This window comes from Bizionia sp. M204 (assembly GCF_023205095.1).
Classification (GTDB): Bacteria; Bacteroidota; Bacteroidia; order Flavobacteriales; family Flavobacteriaceae; genus Algorimicrobium; species Algorimicrobium hallyeonense.
This window is the reverse complement of sequence record NZ_CP046242.1, coordinates 781,732-801,385: the sequence shown is the minus strand read 5'-3', so window position 1 is coordinate 801,385 and position 19,654 is coordinate 781,732. Positions and strand designations below refer to the sequence as shown.

General features: G+C 37.6%; 11 protein-coding genes. 5 read left to right on the top strand and 6 right to left on the bottom strand.

Features of this window, described 5'->3' with window-relative positions:
* Positions 1-4: 4 nt before the first annotated feature.
* The 4 genes from GMA17_RS03565 (at position 5) to GMA17_RS03550 (ending at position 14,700) form a co-directional block, all read left to right on the top strand.
* Positions 5-11,041, top strand: coding sequence for a gliding motility-associated C-terminal domain-containing protein (locus GMA17_RS03565; protein ID WP_248399210.1), 11,037 nt, complete (start codon positions 5-7; stop codon positions 11,039-11,041).
* An 11-nt stretch (positions 11,042-11,052) separates the two neighbouring features.
* A complete protein-coding gene (locus GMA17_RS03560; protein ID WP_248399208.1) occupies positions 11,053-11,979 on the top strand; it encodes a type IX secretion system membrane protein PorP/SprF in 927 nt (308 codons plus the stop codon).
* Between the two features lie 11 nt (positions 11,980-11,990).
* Positions 11,991-13,907, top strand: coding sequence for an OmpA family protein (locus GMA17_RS03555; protein ID WP_248399206.1), 1,917 nt, complete (start codon positions 11,991-11,993; stop codon positions 13,905-13,907).
* A 214-nt stretch (positions 13,908-14,121) separates the two neighbouring features.
* Positions 14,122-14,700 (top strand): hypothetical protein, encoded by a 579-nt coding sequence (locus GMA17_RS03550; protein ID WP_248399204.1) that lies wholly within the window; start codon positions 14,122-14,124, stop codon positions 14,698-14,700.
* Positions 14,701-14,784: 84 nt separating this feature from the next.
* On the opposite strand, the gene GMA17_RS03545 is transcribed toward GMA17_RS03550, so the two are convergent.
* Both GMA17_RS03545 and pdxH read right to left on the bottom strand, forming a co-directional pair.
* Complete coding sequence (locus GMA17_RS03545; protein WP_248399202.1) at positions 14,785-15,282, bottom strand: CAP domain-containing protein; 498 nt, start codon at positions 15,280-15,282, stop codon at positions 14,785-14,787.
* 164 nt (positions 15,283-15,446) lie between these two features.
* Entirely contained in the window at positions 15,447-16,094 is a 648-nt protein-coding gene (gene pdxH, locus GMA17_RS03540; protein ID WP_248399200.1) for a pyridoxamine 5'-phosphate oxidase, read from the bottom strand.
* Positions 16,095-16,175: 81 nt separating this feature from the next.
* On the opposite strand from pdxH, the gene GMA17_RS03535 reads away from it, so the two are divergent.
* Entirely contained in the window at positions 16,176-16,592 is a 417-nt protein-coding gene (locus GMA17_RS03535) for a hypothetical protein (protein ID WP_248399198.1), read from the top strand.
* Here the strand turns inward: GMA17_RS03535 and GMA17_RS03530 are convergent.
* The 4 genes from GMA17_RS03530 to pyrR all read right to left on the bottom strand — a co-directional run bounded on the left by GMA17_RS03530 (position 16,582) and on the right by pyrR (position 19,391).
* Positions 16,582-17,487 carry a ribonuclease Z gene (locus GMA17_RS03530; protein ID WP_248399196.1) on the bottom strand — a complete coding sequence of 302 codons (906 nt, stop codon included), beginning with the start codon at positions 17,485-17,487 and terminating at the stop codon, positions 16,582-16,584. The genes GMA17_RS03535 and GMA17_RS03530 overlap by 11 nt on opposite strands.
* Before the next feature lie 78 nt (positions 17,488-17,565).
* The gene (locus GMA17_RS03525; protein ID WP_248399194.1) at positions 17,566-17,898 is read right to left on the bottom strand and encodes a ribonuclease Z; all 333 of its coding nucleotides are present in this window, start codon (positions 17,896-17,898) and stop codon (positions 17,566-17,568) included.
* A 4-nt stretch (positions 17,899-17,902) separates the two neighbouring features.
* On the bottom strand, positions 17,903-18,832 hold the full coding sequence (locus GMA17_RS03520; protein ID WP_248399192.1) for an aspartate carbamoyltransferase catalytic subunit: 930 nt from the start codon (positions 18,830-18,832) through the stop codon (positions 17,903-17,905).
* Between the two features lie 19 nt (positions 18,833-18,851).
* Entirely contained in the window at positions 18,852-19,391 is a 540-nt protein-coding gene (pyrR, locus tag GMA17_RS03515; protein WP_248399190.1) for a bifunctional pyr operon transcriptional regulator/uracil phosphoribosyltransferase PyrR, read from the bottom strand.
* Positions 19,392-19,654 lie beyond the last annotated feature (263 nt).

Genomic DNA, 19,654 nt, shown 5'->3' with positions numbered 1-19,654 from the left:
AAAAATGGAAAACTTATACACCTCAAAAACCAAGAACTATAAAACGCAAACTCAATTTGCGTTAGCTGTATTTATGCTATTGGCAGCTACTTTTTATAGTTATAGTCAAGTGCGCGTAAATTTTGAACCTCGAACGTCCATCTACACGCCATCCAAAACTATTTATAATGTAAAGGGAGATTTTACCATGATGGGTAACACCAACCTAACATTAGCTACCTATGGTGATAACACCAATAACGGTGGAAATGACATGAAGTATGTGGATATTGACAACGACGTTAATACCTTGAATTCGTCATCGGCTACTTTACAATTTTCTCAAGAAAACAACGCTATTCCAGAATGTTCTAATGTAGTGTATGCAGGCTTATATTGGTCTGGTCGAGCTGGCTCAAGCAATACATTTACCGTAACGAAGAGCGTGCCAAATGGTAATTTTATAACGCAAACTATTAATACAACCGATATAATTTATAGTAATGAAAGTATTGATAATACGGACTACTCATTAAATATTTCTAGTTCTGGTGGTACTTACAGGTATACATTTACTACAACAGGATCCGGGAATAAGGTAGAGTTTATTTACAGAACTTCTGGAAATAATGAAACCCTACATGTTTCCGTAAATAATGGTCCAGAGTCTGCGGTGTCTACAAGTTCAATTAATGATGACAACGCTTATTTAAGCTCACCATACCAAGTATTTTCAGATTCAAATTATACGTTGGAGGTTACAAGATTAAGATTAAATTGGACAGATAGAGCTTATGTGAATGTTAATTACACTGAAACAATTCCTGCTTTAACGACTATTACCAAAAATTATGACAAGCGTAAGGTTTCCATAAAAGGTCCAACAGCGGGAAGCTATACGCAATTAACAGCGAATGCAACCGATATTTATTACCCAACAAGTTCAGATGACTACATGTATTCCGCCTATGCTGAAATTACAGATTATGTAAGAACTAATGGATTAGGAGAATATTTTGTTGCCGATTTAGCTTTGAGAGAAGGTGATCCTGACGGTACGGGTTACTATGGTGGCTGGGGAATGGTTGTGGTTTACGAAAACACAAAAATGAAATGGCGTGATGTGACAGTTTTTGACGGTCATGCTTATGTTGTTTCTGGTAACAATAATCAATACACTATTGGTGTTAATGGCTTTAACTCCACGCAAAATGGCGATGTTAATGTAAAGTTAGGTGTTATGGGTGGTGAAGGCGATGTTGGTTTTTCTGGTGATACATTCCAAATTGAAAATAGAAACTCAGGAACTTATACCTCATTAAGTCATTCTGGAAATAATACTAATAACTTTTTTAAATCTTCTATCAACACGGGAGGAAATCCTAGAAACCCACAATTATTGAATAACACTGGTGTTGATATCAGTATGTTTGATATTAATAATACGAACAATGCTATTATAAATAATAATCAAACCAGTACGTCATTTAAATACTTTACCAATGGCGATACATATTCCATATATAACGTAACATTTGCGGTTGATGCCTATATTCCAGAATCTGAAGGAATACTATCTGCAAATTCAATTAATGGTGTAGCCGTTGGTAGTGGTAACTTAACAGTTCAACCGGGCGATACTATTGAGTATGGTGTTGAAATTAGAAACCGTGGAACAGAAGCTATTACTAATGGTCGCTTGGTTATTCCAATACCATTTACATCTTCTTTTGTACCAGGAAGTATCTCTTATAATGAATACAATCCTTTATTTCAGTCTTCACCTCCTTATTTTGATCCTAATGAAGGTGCTACAGGAGCTGTTGTCTGGGATATGGCCTTTATTCCATTAAACCCGTTGAACTTGGCCGAACTAATGGCTGATATTTCATTTGAAATTACATCAACAACAGACTGTTCTATTTTAGTTAACAATAATTGTACACCAAAAATTGTAATAGTTGGTGGTAATATTTCAGGTACGGGTAATGTTTCGCAAACAAATTATTCATTGCCATTAATACAAGGTTATCAAGAAGCTGGTGTATGTCAAGGGGAACCTAATACTGCTCCTATTGAAATTGATATCGATTCGGAACAATATATTTTAGATAATTGTACAGGTGTATCGGTTCAACGAGATTTCTTTTATTGTAGTTTTGAAGGTAATACAATTCCTGTTTCTGAAGTGTCTGGAAACTTTCCTCCAGGAACACAGTATTACGATTCATTTCCTATTACACCATCTACAATACAGTACAATCAGAATAACCCATTCCCAGCCACAATAGGTGTATCTACTTATTACGCTATCCCTCCAGGTCAAGGCGGTTGTAATTATATTTTTACCATTGAAGTGAATGATATTTTAACAACACCAACAACTAGTAATGTAACCTATTGTTTAGGAGAAACCGCTTTACCATTAACGGCTACAACTTCTGAATCTAATTACATATTATTATATTATACTAATAATAACCCGGCTACGCCTGGTCAAGTGTCTATAACACCATCTACTAGCACTGCTGGTGTTTTCACATATTATGTATCTGAAGGACCAAGTAATTCCTGTACTGGAGAACGTACACCAATTACGGTCACAGTCCTCAATCCAATTACGATAACTCTAGATAGTGTAACAAATACAGGTTGCTCTGGAAATGATGTTGGAGCAATTAATATTTCTGTATCTGGTGGAACTGGAAATTATACCTATTCTTGGGATGATGCCTCTAATGCCACCACTCAAGACCTTACAGGATTACCAGCTGGAACGTATACAGTAACCGTAAATGATACAGATTCAAATTGTTCAGCAACTGATAGTTTTGAAATTATTGTTGAAGATACAGCTCCACCTACAATTACAGCCCCAACCGATGTAAGTTTAGAAGGTTGTGCGGCTGAAGATATTACAAATGGAGGTTTAACAGCTTTGGCTTTTTCTGAAACCGAGGTTACTATAACTGAAGCAGAATATTTAGCTGAAGGTGGTACTTTTTTAGAAGATAATGTGGCTAGTATTACATATCAAGATATTGCAACAGGCTCATGCCCTATAACAATAAAAAGAAATTTTACAATCACAGACAATTGTGAGCAATCGGCAGCGGCAATTCAAACCTTTACTATTACCTCACCTGCCGTTGTAGTGAATACACCTGATAATACTACAGCTGATGCTTGCGATTATGCAAGTCAAGCGGAAGTTGATACAGCCTTCAATACCTGGTTAAACGGTTTTACCGTTTCTGGTGGCTGTAATGCAACTGGTGATTACGGAACGCCTACGGCTCCACTTTTATGTGAAGGTGGTACTACAACAGTAACATATACAATTACGGATCTTTGTAATCCGTCTACTATTGAGAGAACATTCTCTATCACAGCGCCTGAAGCTGTTGTAGTGAATACACCTGATAATACTACAGCTGATGCTTGCGATTATGCAAGTCAAGCGGAAGTTGATACAGCCTTCAATACCTGGTTAAACGGTTTTACCGTTTCTGGTGGCTGTAATGCAACTGGTGATTACGGAACGCCTACGGCTCCACTTTTATGTGAAGGTGGTACTACAACAGTAACATATACCATTTCAGATCTTTGTAATCCGTCTACTATTGAGAGAACATTCTCTATCACAGCACCTGAAGCCGTTGTAGTGAATACACCTGATAATACTACAGCTGATGCTTGCGATTATGCAAGTCAAGCGGAAGTTGATACAGCCTTCAATACCTGGTTAAACGGTTTTACCGTTTCTGGTGGCTGTAATGCAACTGCTGATTACGGAACGCCTACGGCTCCACTTTTATGTGAAGGTGGTACTACAACAGTAACATATACCATTTCGGATCTTTGTAATCCGTCTACTATTGAGAGAACATTCTCTATCACAGCACCTGAAGCCGTTGTGGTGAATACACCTAATAACGCTACAGCTGATGCTTGCGATTATGCAAGTCAAGCGGAAGTTGATACAGCCTTCAATACCTGGTTAAACGGATTTACCGTTTCTGGTGGCTGTAATGCAACTGGTGATTACGGAACGCCTACGGCTCCACTTTTATGTGAAGGTGGTACTACAACAGTAACATATACCATTTCGGATCTTTGTAATCCGTCTACTATTGAGAGAACATTCTCTATCACAGCACCTGAAGCCGTTGTAGTGAATACACCTGATAATACTACAGCTGATGCTTGCGATTATGCAAGTCAAGCGGAAGTTGATACAGCCTTCAATACCTGGTTAAACGGATTTACCGTTTCTGGTGGCTGTAATGCAACTGCTGATTACGGAACGCCTACGGCTCCACTTTTATGTGAAGGTGGTACTACAACAGTAACATATACCATTTCGGATCTTTGTAATCCGTCTACTATTGAGAGAACATTCTCTATCACAGCGCCTGAAGCCGTTGTAGTGAATACACCTGATAATGCTACAGCTGATGCTTGCGATTATGCAAGTCAAGCGGAAGTTGATACGGCTTTCAATACCTGGTTAAACGGTTTTACCGTTTCTGGTGGCTGTAATGCAACTGGTGATTACGGAACGCCTACGGCTCCACTTTTATGTGAAGGTGGTACTACAACAGTAACATATACCATTTCGGATCTTTGTAATCCGTCTACTATTGAGAGAACATTCTCTATTACAGCACCTGAAGCTTTAGTTATTACAAATGCTGCTACAAATATTGATATTGAATGTGATGGTACTGGAAACAATGGCGCGATTCAAGAATGGTTAGATAATCATGGTTATGCAACAGTTTCAGATAATTGCTCGGAAGTAACGTGGACAAATAATTATGGTGGTGTTAGCTCTGATTGTGCTAACCCAATTGAAGTAACTTTCACAGCTACTGATGCCTGCGGAAACTTTGTTACGACTACGGCTTCTTATTCAATTATTGATACTGTTAATCCAGTAATTACCGTTGAGGCATCGCCACTAACAGTTGAGTGTGATGGTAATGGGAATACAGCTGATTTAACGGATTGGTTAGAAAGTAATGGTGGTGCTTCGGCAACAGATGATTGTTCTGCTATTTCTTGGTCTCACAACTATACAGGTCTATCAGATGATTGCGGAGCAACAGGGTCTGCTTCTGTAACTTTTACGGCCACAGATGCTTGTGGAAATACAAGCACGACAATGGCTATCTTTACTATTGAGGATACCACGGCTCCTGTATTAGATGTAGCTCCTGCCGATATTACCGTAGAGTGTGATGCTGTTCCTACAGCGTCTGCTACCGATTTAGCGGCAACGGATAATTGTGATGCTGACATTACAGTAACTTATTTAGAAGAAAGAGCGAATGGTAATTGCGATTCTAATTACACATTAACGAGAACTTGGACGGCTACTGATAGTTGTGGGAACACCGCTTCAGAGGTACAAGTTATTACGGTTCAAGATACCACGGCTCCTGTATTAGATGCAGCTCCTGCTGATATTACTGTAGAATGTGATGCTGTTCCTACAGCGTCTGCTACCGATTTAGCGGCAACGGATAATTGTGATACTGACATTACAGTAACCTATTTAGAAGAAAGAGCGAATGGTAATTGCGACTCTAACTATACATTAACTAGAACTTGGACGGCTACTGATAGTTGTGGGAACACCGCTTCAGAGGTACAAGTTATTACGGTTCAAGATACTACGGCTCCTGTATTAGATGCAGCTCCTGCTGATATTACTGTAGAATGTGATGCTGTTCCTACAGCGTCTGCTACCGATTTAGCGGCAACGGATAATTGTGATGCTGACATTACAGTAACTTATTTAGAAGAAAGAGCGAATGGTAATTGCGACTCTAATTACACATTAACGAGAACTTGGACGGCTACTGATAGTTGTGGGAACACCGCTTCAGAGGTACAAGTTATTACGGTTCAAGATACTACTGCTCCTGTATTAGATGCAGCTCCTGCCGATATTACTGTAGAATGTGATGCTGTTCCTACAGCGTCTGCTACCGATTTATCGGCAACGGATAATTGTGATACTGACATTACAGTAACCTATTTAGAAGAAAGAGCGAATGGTAATTGCGACTCTAACTATACATTAACTAGAACTTGGACGGCTACTGATAGTTGTGGGAACACCGCTTCAGAGGTACAAGTTATTACGGTTCAAGATACCACGGCTCCTGTATTAGATGCAGCTCCTGCTGATATTACTGTAGAATGTGATGCTGTTCCTACAGCGTCTGCTACCGATTTAGCGGCAACGGATAATTGTGATACTGACATTACAGTAACCTATTTAGAAGAAAGAGCGAATGGTAATTGCGATTCTAATTACACATTAACTAGAACTTGGACGGCTACTGATAGTTGTGGGAACACCGCTTCAGAAGTACAAGTTATTACGGTTCAAGATACTACCAGCCCAATAATAAGTGTTGAAGCTTCTGATATATCCATCGAATGTGATGGTACTGGAAATAATGGCGCTATTCAAAATTGGTTAGATAATAATGGCTTTGCTGCGGTTTCAGATAATTGCTCTGAAATTACGTGGACAAATAATTATGGAGGTGCTAGCTCTGATTGTGCTAATCCAATTGAAGTAACTTTCACAGCAACTGATGCTTGCGGAAACTTTGTTACGACTACGGCTTCTTATTCAATTATTGATACGGTTAATCCTACCATTGAAATTGAAGCAAGTGATTTAACCGTGGAGTGTGATGGATTAGGCAATTTAACTGAATTACAATCATGGTTAGATAATAATGGAGGTGCTACTGCAACGGATGATTGTAGCGCTATAGTTTGGGACCATGATTACAAAGGCGTTTTAATTCCTGGTTGTGGCCTAACTGGTTCTGCTATCGTAAACTTTAAAGCAACAGATGCTTGTGGTAACGAAAGCTTCACTACAGCAACCTTTACCATTATTGATACTGTTGCGCCTGTTGCTCCTGCTGCGCCGGATGCAATAGCAGTAGAATGTATTTCAGAATTACCAGAGGCGATGGACTTAACGGCTACAGATAACTGTGCTGGTGATATTGTGGCTTCGCCGGTAGATACAACAGATGATTCGGATCCTTGTAACATTATTGTAACGCGTACTTGGACTTTTACAGATGCTTGTAATAATACATCGTCGGTGTCGCAAACCATAACAGTAGCCGATACAACAGCTCCTGTTGCACCTGCTGCTCCTACGGATATAACTGCACAATGTATTACAGAATTACCAGAGGCTATGGACTTAACGGCTACAGATAACTGTGCTGGTGATATTGTGGCTTCGCCGGTAGATACAACAGATGATTCGGATCCTTGTAACATCATTGTGACGCGTACTTGGACTTTTACAGATAACTGTAATAATACATCGTCGGTGTCGCAAACCATAACAGTAGCCGATACAACAGCTCCTGTTGCACCTGCTGCTCCTACGGATATAACTGCACAATGTATTACAGAATTACCAGAGGCTATGGACTTAACGGCTACAGATAACTGTGCTGGTGATATTGTGGCTTCGCCGGTAGATACAACAGATGATTCGGATCCTTGTAACATCATTGTGACGCGTACTTGGACTTTTACAGATAACTGTAATAATACATCGTCGGTGTCGCAAACCATAACAGTTGCGGATACTATTGCGCCTGTTGCTCCTGCTGCTCCTGCGGATATAACTGCACAATGTATTACAGAATTACCAGAGGCTATGGACTTAACAGCGACAGATAACTGTGCTGGTGATATTGTGGCTTCGCCGGTAGATACAACAGATGATTCGGATCCTTGTAACATCATTGTGACGCGTACTTGGACTTTTACAGATAACTGTAATAATACATCGTCGGTGTCGCAAACCATAACAGTAGCCGATACAACAGCTCCTGTTGCTCCTGCTGCTCCTGCGGATATAACTGCACAATGTATTACAGAATTACCAGAGGCTATGGACTTAACGGCTACAGATAACTGTGCTGGTGATATTGTGGCTTCGCCTGTAGATACAACAGATGATTCGGATCCTTGTAACGTTATTGTGACGCGTACTTGGACTTTTACAGATAACTGTAATAATACATCGTCTGTATCGCAAACCATAACAGTAGCCGATACAACAGCTCCTGTTGCACCTGCTGCTCCTGCGGATATAACTGCACAATGTATTACAGAATTACCAGAGGCGATGGACTTAACGGCTACAGATAACTGTGCTGGTGATATTGTGGCTTCGCCGGTAGATACAACAGATGATTCGGATCCTTGTAACATCATTGTGACGCGTACTTGGACTTTTACAGATGCTTGTAATAATACATCGTCGGTGTCGCAAACCATAACAGTTGCGGATACTATTGCGCCTGTTGCTCCTGCTGCTCCTGCGGATATAACTGCACAATGTATTACAGAATTACCAGAGGCTATGGACTTAACAGCGACAGATAACTGTGCTGGTGATATTGTGGCTTCGCCTGTAGATACAACAGATGATTCGGATCCTTGTAACGTTATTGTGACGCGTACTTGGACATTTACAGATAACTGTAATAATTCATCGTCGGTGTCGCAAACCATAACAGTAGCCGATACAACAGCTCCTGTTGCTCCTGCTGCTCCTGCGGATATAACTGCACAATGTATTACAGAGTTACCAGAGGCTATGGACTTAACGGCTACAGATAACTGTGCTGGTGATATTGTGGCCTCACCGGTAGATACAACAGATGATTCGGATCCTTGTAACATCATTGTGACGCGTACTTGGACTTTTACAGATGCTTGTAATAATACATCGTCGGTGTCGCAAACCATAACAGTAGCCGATACAACAGCTCCTGTTGCTCCTGCTGCTCCTGCGGATATAACTGCACAATGTATTACAGAGTTACCAGAGGCTATGGACTTAACGGCTACAGATAACTGTGCTGGTGATATTGTGGCTTCGCCGGTAGATACAACAGATGATTCGGATCCTTGTAACGTTATTGTGACGCGTACTTGGACTTTTACAGATAACTGTAATAATACATCGTCTGTATCGCAAACCATAACAGTAGCCGATACAACAGCGCCTGTTGCTCCTGCTGCACCTGCGGATATAACTGCACAATGTATTACAGAGTTACCAGAGGCTATGGACTTAACGGCTACAGATAACTGTGCTGGTGATATTGTGGCTTCGCCGGTAGATACAACAGATGATTCGGATCCTTGTAACATCATTGTGACGCGTACTTGGACTTTTACAGATAACTGTAATAATACATCGTCGGTGTCGCAAACCATAACGGTGGCCGATACAACAGCTCCTGTTGCTCCTGCTGCCCCTGCGGATATAACTGCACAATGTATTACAGAGTTACCAGAGGCTATGGACTTAACAGCGACAGATAACTGTGCTGGTGATATTGTGGCTTCGCCGGTAGATACAACAGATGATTCGGATCCTTGTAACATCATTGTAACGCGTACTTGGACTTTTACCGATGCTTGTAATAATACATCGTCGGTGTCGCAAACCATAACAGTAGCCGATACTATTGCGCCTGTTGCTCCTGCTGCCCCTGCGGATATAACTGCACAATGTATTACAGAGTTACCAGAGGCTATGGACTTAACGGCTACAGATAACTGTGCTGGTGATATTGTGGCTTCGCCGGTAGATACAACAGATGATTCGGATCCTTGTAACATCATTGTGACGCGTACTTGGACTTTTACAGATAACTGTAATAATACATCGTCGGTGTCGCAAACCATAACAGTTGCGGATACTATTGCGCCTGTTGCTCCTGCTGCTCCTGCGGATATAACTGCACAATGTATTACAGAATTACCAGAGGCTATGGACTTAACAGCGACAGATAACTGTGCTGGTGATATTGTGGCTTCGCCGGTAGATACAACAGATGATTCGGATCCTTGTAACGTTATTGTGACGCGTACTTGGACATTTACAGATAACTGTAATAATTCATCATCGGTGTCGCAAACCATAACAGTAGCCGATACAACAGCTCCTGTTGCTCCTGCTGCACCTGCGGATATAACTGCACAATGTATTACAGAGTTACCAGAGGCTATGGACTTAACGGCTACAGATAACTGTGCTGGTGATATTGTGGCTTCGCCAGTAGATACAACAGATGATTCGGATCCTTGTAACGTTATTGTGACGCGTACTTGGACTTTTACAGATGCTTGTAATAATACATCGTCGGTGTCGCAAACCATAACAGTAGCCGATACAACAGCTCCTGTTGCTACAAATGATTTATCTGACATATTTGTTAATTGTGCAGATATACCAGATGCTCCTACTCTAGTCTTTGACGATTGTTCAAGTGATGTAACCATAGTTAACTTTGAAGAAGTAAACACGTCGGATGGTTCTGAAACAGATTATGAAATAATTTGGAGCTGGACAGTTGTTGATACCTGTGGAAATGAGGCTCAATTAAGTCAGGCTGTGTATGTAACAAATGAAAACAGTATCATGACGTTAAATGATGATCGTTGTAATGATGATGGTATAATTGACTTATTTGATTACTATAATGGATCGGACATGTCCGGAGAATGGGTAGCATTATCCAATGTTGTAACGCTGAATGGTAATTTATTTGATCCATTAAGTGTTGATTTAGGTGACTACACATTTAGTTATACGATTATGGAAAATGGCTGTACAAGCACAACACAAGTTACAATAAACGTAAATGATGATTGTGTGGTACTTGCACCGGCACCAGAACCATGTGATAGAGAAAACATAATCGTTTCGACTGCTATTACACCAAATGGTGACCAATGGAATGAGAATTTTGAAATTTCTGGTGTTGATACTTGTGGATATACTTATGACGTTCAAGTCTTTAATAGATGGGGAGCAATCATATATAAAGCAAATAACTACCAGAATAACTGGAATGGTACAGCGCACAAATCATCTGTTGGTGGTGCTGACAAAGTACCTAATGGAACATATTATTATATCATTAACGTAAGAAATAGTGGATTTAAACCATTAACAGGTTACTTCTACGTAGGAACCAAATAAAACTTTAACCTATGAAACTTATAAAACATTATATAATTGCATTAGCATTATTGAGTTGTACGGTTGGAATTGCACAACAATTACCGCAGTTTACCCAATATATGTATAATACCATCTCTATAAACCCTGCCTATGCGGGAAGTAGAGAAACGTTAAGCGTTGTTGGTTTACACAGAAGTCAATGGGTTGGCTTTGATGGCGGACCAATAACCCAAACCTTATCTGTTCACTCTCCGTTAAGGAATGACAAAATAGGTTTAGGATTGTCTTTTATTAATGACAAATTAGGTGACGAACGTTTTTCATATCTGTATGGTGATTTTTCATATACCATACAAACTGGTCAGAAAACGGAGTTAGCATTTGGTATTAAAGCTGGTTTCACAAGTTATACTTTGGACAGGTATTCTGCAGATAGTTCGGGTGATCCAAGCATTTATGGTATTGACGATCGTTGGGACCCAAATATTGGTGCGGGTGTTTATTGGCATTCAGACAGATGGTATTTAGGTTTATCCACACCGCGTATTTTAACGAATGATTATAACGATGAAACAGGAGTCGGTCAAGACTATGCGGCATTGGAACGCGTGAGTTATTACTTTACAGGCGGATATGTTTTCACATTAAGTGAAAACACAAAATTAAAACCCGCGTTTCTTTTAAAAGCAACCAATGGAGCACCACTATCTTTTGACCTAACGGCCAACTTCCTATTCTACGAGAAGTTCTGGGCAGGAGCTGGTTACCGAATTGATAATCAAACCTCGGCTTTAGCGGGTATAGTTGATTTTCAAGTGTCCAAGCAGTTTCGCATAGGTTATGCCTATGAATATCCGTTATCAGACTTAATTGACTATACTGGAGGAACCCACGAAATATTGGTCATGTTTGAATTATTTAAAACAAAACGAATCAAATCACCAAGATACTTCTAAAATATAATCGTATGAAAACTAAAATTATATTCACATTTATTGCCTTAAGTAGTACGTTTCTATTTTCGCAAAAAAGAGTAGCAGATATATTCTTCGAGAATTACTCGTATGTTAAAGCTGCAGAATTATATGAAGAAACCGTTAGAAAAGGTGATAGTAGTGAGCACGTATTAACGCGTTTAGGCGATTGTTATTACAACAACTCGGATACTGAATCTGCCGCAATATGGTATAAACTGGCCTTAAATAAATATAAAAAGGTAAATCCTGAATATATTTATAAGTACATCCAAACGCAACGTAGTTTAAGTAACTATGAAGAAGCTGACACCTGGTTAGCCAAATTTAAAGATATTCAAAATGATGATAGACGTGCCGATGATTTAGACGGAAGTAATATTGCGCTTTATGAATCTTTAGAATCCTTAAAAGGTGTGGAAGTAAAAGTTAAAAATTTAGATATTAATTCGAAATATTCTGATTTTGGTGCATTTGTTTATAACAACAATATGTACTTCGCTTCTGCAAGAAATACGGAAAATGATATCTACAAATGGAATAATGAACCCTACCTAGATATTTATTCTGCGGAAGTTAGTCAAGGTGAAAATAATATTGACAGCATTTCAAACCCAAATAGTGTCATTATAAAAGGAAAAGACCGAAATGATGTTCATGAAGCTAGTGTTGCCATAACTAACGATGGAAATACCATGTATTTTACTCGTGATAACGTTAACAAGAAAAATAAGCCGATCTACGATAAAAAAGGAACATCACACCTTAAAATTTATAAAGCCACTAAAGCGGAAGATGGTAGCTGGGATAATGTAATAGAATTACCGTTTAATGACGACATCTACTCTACGGGCCATCCTACTTTAAGTCCAGATAACAAAACATTGTATTTTGTGTCTGATCGTGAGGGCGGTTTGGGACAAACCGATATTTATCAAGTTGCTATTCGCGGCGATTCATATGATGCACCCGTAAATTTAGGCAAAAAAGTAAATACAGAAGGTCGTGAAATGTTCCCATTTGTTGCAAAAGACAGTACACTATATTTTTCCTCTGATGGCTATTTAAACCTTGGTTTATTAGATATTTTTAAAACAAACATCCTTAAAGATGCCGAAGCTGAAGTAGAAAATATGGGTGCTCCATACAATAGTGGCTTTGATGATTTTGCATACTTTGTAGATAGTGATACACAAAAAGGATATTTCTCATCCAATAGAGCCGATGGAAAAGGTGGTGATGATATTTACGGTTTTGTAGCACAACCTTGCAAGCAAATAATTACGGGAACAGTAAGAGACAGTAAGTTACTAACACCAATTGCAATGGCAACCGTTCAATTAATTGATGAAACCGGAAAAATTGTAAGTGAAGTATCAAGTGATGAAAATGGTTTATATCAAATTGAAGCCGACTGTAGTCAAAAATATAAAATTCTCGGTATGAAAGCCGATTACAAAGACGACCTGAAAGATGTTGAAACAACGGATGTTACGGGTGAAGAACACGTAGTAGACTTGAATTTAATTCCGTTAATTAATGATAATGAAATCGTAATTAATCCGATATTCTTCGACTTTGATAAATGGGGAATTAGAGCTGATGCGGCTTATGAGCTGGAAAACATTGTTTCAGTCATGCGCGCACATCCAAATATGGTAATTAAAATTGAATCGCATACTGATAGTCGTGGTGGTGATAACTACAACTTAAAACTTTCTGATAGAAGAGCGAAGTCTACCCAAGAGTATTTATACTCTAGAGGTATTACAACAGATCGTATTGAAAGTGCCATTGGATATGGAGAAACACGTTTAATAAATGAGTGCTCAAACGGTGTGAAATGTTCCGCGGAAAAACATCAAGAAAATAGACGTTCTAAATTTATTATCTTAAAAGATAATGATTAACTACCAGTTGTTTTTAAACATACAGTTAATAAGATTGGCGAACTGGTTTAATATGCTTACACATCATTAAAACCTTCCTAACAATAGTCTTAATAACTATAAAGCCACTCCAAATGGAGTGGCTTTTAAATTTTAAATAGATAAGATTTAATGAATTAATTATAGTAGATTTATGAAAAAAAAAAAATTAAATCTCAATCTACTATAATTCTAAATGAAACATAATCTACTACGCGCATGTCTTGTATTTTGTATTTACTATTCGTCTCAAGCACAAACACAAACATCTTCGTCTAGTGTTGAAAAATCTGTTTTTGGTATACAAACTGGCTTCTTAGGAATTTGGGTTCATCATGAGGCCAAATTAAGCAATAGTATAGCATTAAGAACGGAACTAGGTTTGGAAGCTGGCATTTTTGATGGTGCTAAATACCCTAAAACGGGATACTTTTTAGTTCCTGCCATCACTTTAGAACCGCGTTGGTATTATAATTTAAATAAACGTGTTAAAAAATCCCGAAATATTTCAGGTAACAGCGGAAATTTTATTGCCTTAAAAACAACCTACCACCCCGACGTTATTGTGGTTACTAATTATGACAATGTCAATTTTATTAGTGATTTTTCTATTGTCCCAACCTGGGGAATTAGACGACAAATTGGAGAACATTTCAATTACGAAACCGGAATTGGTATTGGTTATATTCATTTTTTCAATCCGAACAACGTCTCTTTTGATAATGAAGCCGATCTAGCTCTTAACTTACACTTAAGACTTGGTTATCGTTTTTAATTTCAGGTATTAATAACAAAAAAAACTACCAACTTGGTATCCAAAGTGGTAGTTTTTTTAAAAATAATCTGAATAAACTCTTATTTATTTCTTAACAAAGATGTTTGTATAATACCAATCGCCTTCCGCATTTTGATCCGCTGATAAGTCAAAATCGGTAAAGTCTCCTTCTATATTCGCTTTATGATTTGTACTATTTAACCAAGCAGTTACAACCGTTTGAGCAGATGTAAAGCCATAAGCTACATTTTCCGATACATCGCGAGCCCCTAAACTACTTTCTAAAAATAATTTACGTTGGTAAAAATTATCATGAGAAACAATATTATTGGTAATCATATAATCTGTATGATTAAATGCCTGCGCTTTAATAATGCCAACATTATTCAACGGGTTTAACCCTTTACTTAATCTATAGTCATTAATCAATTCCATAATTTCTATTTCTATGGTCTTGGTTTCTGGAACTACTAAATTAGATGTATTTATTTCAGCAGCCTTATCTTCTATGGAATCAGAAGAACACGAAGTCATAAACATGACTAATAATACCATAACTGGTAGTAAAGTAAACTTTTTCATTGTAGGTTATTTAGATTTGGGATTATAAAATTATAATCCTTTCTCTAAACAACTGTTAACAAAATGTTAAAATCGACAAACGACATGCATTTAATCGTTTTTTAATGTATTTAATCGATGAAATACACTTTAATATTTAATTTATATGCATTTCGTCGTCATAATCATGGCGATAATCGATTTTTAACCCAATTAAACGCTGTATCCAATTGATAATGAATCCGGTCATGCAATCTATTAGGCCGTCCTTGCCAAAACTCAATTGAAACGGGCTTTACCATATAGCCACCCCAAAAATCAGGTCTTGGAATTTCTTTTCCTTCGTATGCCTGTTCTAATTTTTTTAAATCGGCTTCTAATTCTGCCCGATCTTTAACCACAGCGCTTTGATTTGATGCTATAGCCCCTAACTGACTTCCTCTTGGGCGCGATTCAAAATAACCATCACTTAAATTCGCTGCTAACTTTTCGGCAACGCCTTTTATTATTATTTGGCGTTCTGCTCCATGCCAGAAAAATGATAAGCATACATGCGGGTTTTTAGCAATAGCTTGACCTTTTTCACTTTCGTAGTTTGTAAAAAAGATAAATCCTTCATAGGTAAAGCGTTTAAGTAACACGACACGGTTTTTAGGAAAGCCATCTAATCCAATAGTTGATATCGTCATGGCATTGGTTTCATCCTGCTCAAAATGAGTATCCACTTCATGAAACCATTTCTTAAAGAGCTCCATGGGATTTTCAGGTGTTTCCTTTAATAAAAGCGCGCCTTTAGCGTAGGTTTTTCTATAATTACTTAAGTCTCCATCCATTGATAATGTCATTTAATTTTTTGTACATTTGCACCAATTTATATGCATTTTACGCCCTAAATTTAAGCATTATTTAATAGAATGAAATTTGAAAATAGCATTTATTTCAACCAATTAAAACATCAAAAAGTAGTATTTCCATTTGGCACCTATTATCTCTTTGATAATTATATCATTGCCGAACATACAGAAGGAATCCACTTCGATTGGCCAGAAATTAAACAAATATCCGATTATTTGATTGAATTTTATGGACCTAATTTAAAAATTGGTCATATAACAAATCGTATAAACCACTACTCTATTGACCCCAATCTATGGATTAAGTTCAATAAAGAATATGGGTTTGTTATTGCATCTGCTATTGTAATCTATGATGACTTTGGCTACCGAAATGCTACTTTAGAAAAACAATTTTCTACTAATAGCATTAAGCGCTGCACCAGTTTGGAAGAAGCTATTTATTTTATGCAAAATTTAAAAGAGTTTAAAACGTAATAACCTTACCATCTCTTGCCAACTCTACAGATTCAAAAATAGTTTCAGCCTCTAATTTAAAATCTTTTAAATTATCGTAACGTGTGGAATAATGCCCTAAAAGTAAGGTACCTACTCCAGCCTGTTTGGCAATGCTAGCAGCTTGCTTGGCGGTACTATGTTTAGTTGGTGCTGCTAATTTTTCATGCTTCTCTAAAAAAGTAGATTCATGATACAACAAATCAACGTCTTTTATAATTGGAATAATGGCTTCTGAATAAGCAGTGTCGCTACAAAACGCGTAGCTTTTTGGTTTATTTGGGGCTTTAGTAACCTCCTGATTTGAAATGATTATTCCGTCCATATTTTCTACATCAAAACCTTGTTTGAGCTTTCTATAATAGGCCACATCAATATCTGCATTCAAAACTGCATTCATATCCAGTTTGCGCTCACCTGATTTTTCTTTAAAAAGAAAACCGTTGGTGTAAATCCTATGATCTAAAGGAATGGTATGAACTTCCACCTTGTCATCTTCAAAAATCAACGCTGACTCTTTAGACGTGAGCTCATGAAAAATAAGTGGATAATTTGTCCAGGATTCGGCCAATTTCATTTGAAGGGTAATGATATCTTTTAAACCTTTAGGGCCGTAAATATGAAGTTCCGTTTCACGTGTTAATAAACGAAATGTAGAAATTAACCCAACGAGACCAAAAAAATGATCGCCATGTAGGTGTGAAATAAAAATATGCTTAATTCGTGCAAATTTAATTTTATTTCGGCGTAATTCCACTTGAGTACCTTCACCACAATCTATTAAAAATAAATGATTATTTATGTCCAGAACTTGTGCCGTTGGATTGGTATCGGTACGTGGTGTAGCGCTATAACAGCCTAAAATGGTAAGTTTCATTCGTGTTGTTTGTCGTTAAGTTGTTAAGTCGATTGCGTTCAGATAGCTTAATACCCTGCGACTTACCAACAAACTTTTTTATAAACCTAAATCGCGTTCCATTTCTTCCATTTCAATAATATCGTGCGCTTCTTTTACGGTTGGAACCACTAACAATTCATCTGGCATATCGTCTAAACTTGCTTGATTAGTAACAATTACAAACGATTGTTTTGCTTTTCTATGCTTATTTGATAATTGGAGGAACTCTACAATATCTTGTAACACCACAGGTTTTAAGGTATTTAAATTAACAATAATATTGTCGTTTTTAAAGCGTTCGTATAGCACGTCTATTTTTTTAATTAATTCAATTACCGAAGCTTTCTCTTGGGTAATAATTGTTGTATTGTCAGTTTTATCAAAAATCATAGCGTTATTGTTTTATTTTGGATGCTAGTAAATAAATAATGGCCATTCTTACCGCTACACCATTTTCTACTTGGTTTAATATAATAGCTTGGTTGGAATCTGCAACTTCACTGGTAATTTCTACACCGCGATTTATAGGGCCTGGATGCATTATAGTTATTTCCTTATTTAAACTATTTAAAACATCCATAGTTACACCGTATTGTTGAGTATATTCTCTGGTGGATGGAAAATAATTAACTTCCATACGTTCGTTTTGAACTCGAAGCATATTAGCAACATCACACCAATTTAGAGCTTTCTGCAAATTGGTTTCTACCTTAACGCCTAATTTATCAATGTATTTTGGCAAGAGCGTTTTTGGTCCGCACACCATCACCTCTGCGCCTTGCAACTGCAATGCAAAGATATTTGATAAGGCTACACGACTGTGTAAGATATCGCCAACAATAACCACCTTTTTTCCTTTGACCTCTCCTAATCGTTCTCTAATGGAATAGGAGTCCAATAAAGCTTGTGTAGGATGTTCATGAGCACCATCTCCAGCGTTTATAATACTGGCATTGACGTGTTGCGATAAAAATACGCTTGCGCCTGGATTGGGATGACGCATAACAACCATATCTACTTTCATGGATAATATGTTACTAACCGTATCTATTAAGGTTTCTCCTTTTTTTACGGAGGATTGTGAGGCCGAAAAATTTATAACATCAGCTGAAAGTCGTTTTTCGGCTAATTCAAACGATAATTTAGTTCGGGTAGAATTTTCAAAAAATAAGTTAGCAATCGTAATATCCCGAAGCGAAGGTACTTTTTTAATGGGTCTGTTTATCACTTCTTTGAAGTGATCAGCAGTTTCAAAAATAAGCTTGATATCGTCTTTATTAAGGTATTTTATTCCTAATAAGTGGTTGACACTTAATTCGCTCATGATTATTAATTATTCTTTGTTAACTATTAATTAAATAAACGGCATCTTCTCCTTCGTTTTCAACCCAATTTACTTTTACGCGTTCATCATTTATAGCATCTACTTGTCGGCCTTTATAATTAGGCTGAATTGGTAAATGCCTGCTAAAGCGTCTATCAATTAGGGTTAAGAGTTCAATTTCGTGAGGCCTGCCAAAAGATTGAATGGCTGTTAAGGCTGCACGAATGCTTCGTCCAGTATATAATACATCATCTATAAAGACAATTTTCTTGTCTTCAACTAAAAAATTAATTTCGGTGGTATTGGCTTCAAGGGGTTTTTCGCCGCGTCTAAAATCATCTCTAAAAAACGTAATATCTAAAAGTCCTAATTGGACATTTTTGATTTTATATTCTTCTTTTAACATGGTAGCTAAACGGTTGGCAAGAAACTTACCGCGCGGTTGAATGCCTATTAAAACAGTATTGGTAAAGTCGTTGTGATTTTCAATAAGTTGGCAAGCCAATCGATGAAGAATGATGTTGATTTCCTTGGCGTTAAGTAACACTTTTTGACTCATAAACTATCCAAACATATTTGCTAAACAAAGTTACGGTAAAAAAATTGAGTTCACAATGCTTTTATAATACAAAGCATCTTGCGTGCTCATTACTAATTGGCTTTATTCCCGCTTATAAAACTGCTTATAAGCCACAACGTCCAAATAAGCATTAGGCCAGATACTAATCAAACATAACACTTAACAGGTTTTGGAAATCTGTTAAGTCTAGCTTATAAAAGGTGTATGTTTCAAGAAAATTTAAGCATAAAAAAAGCCTCTCC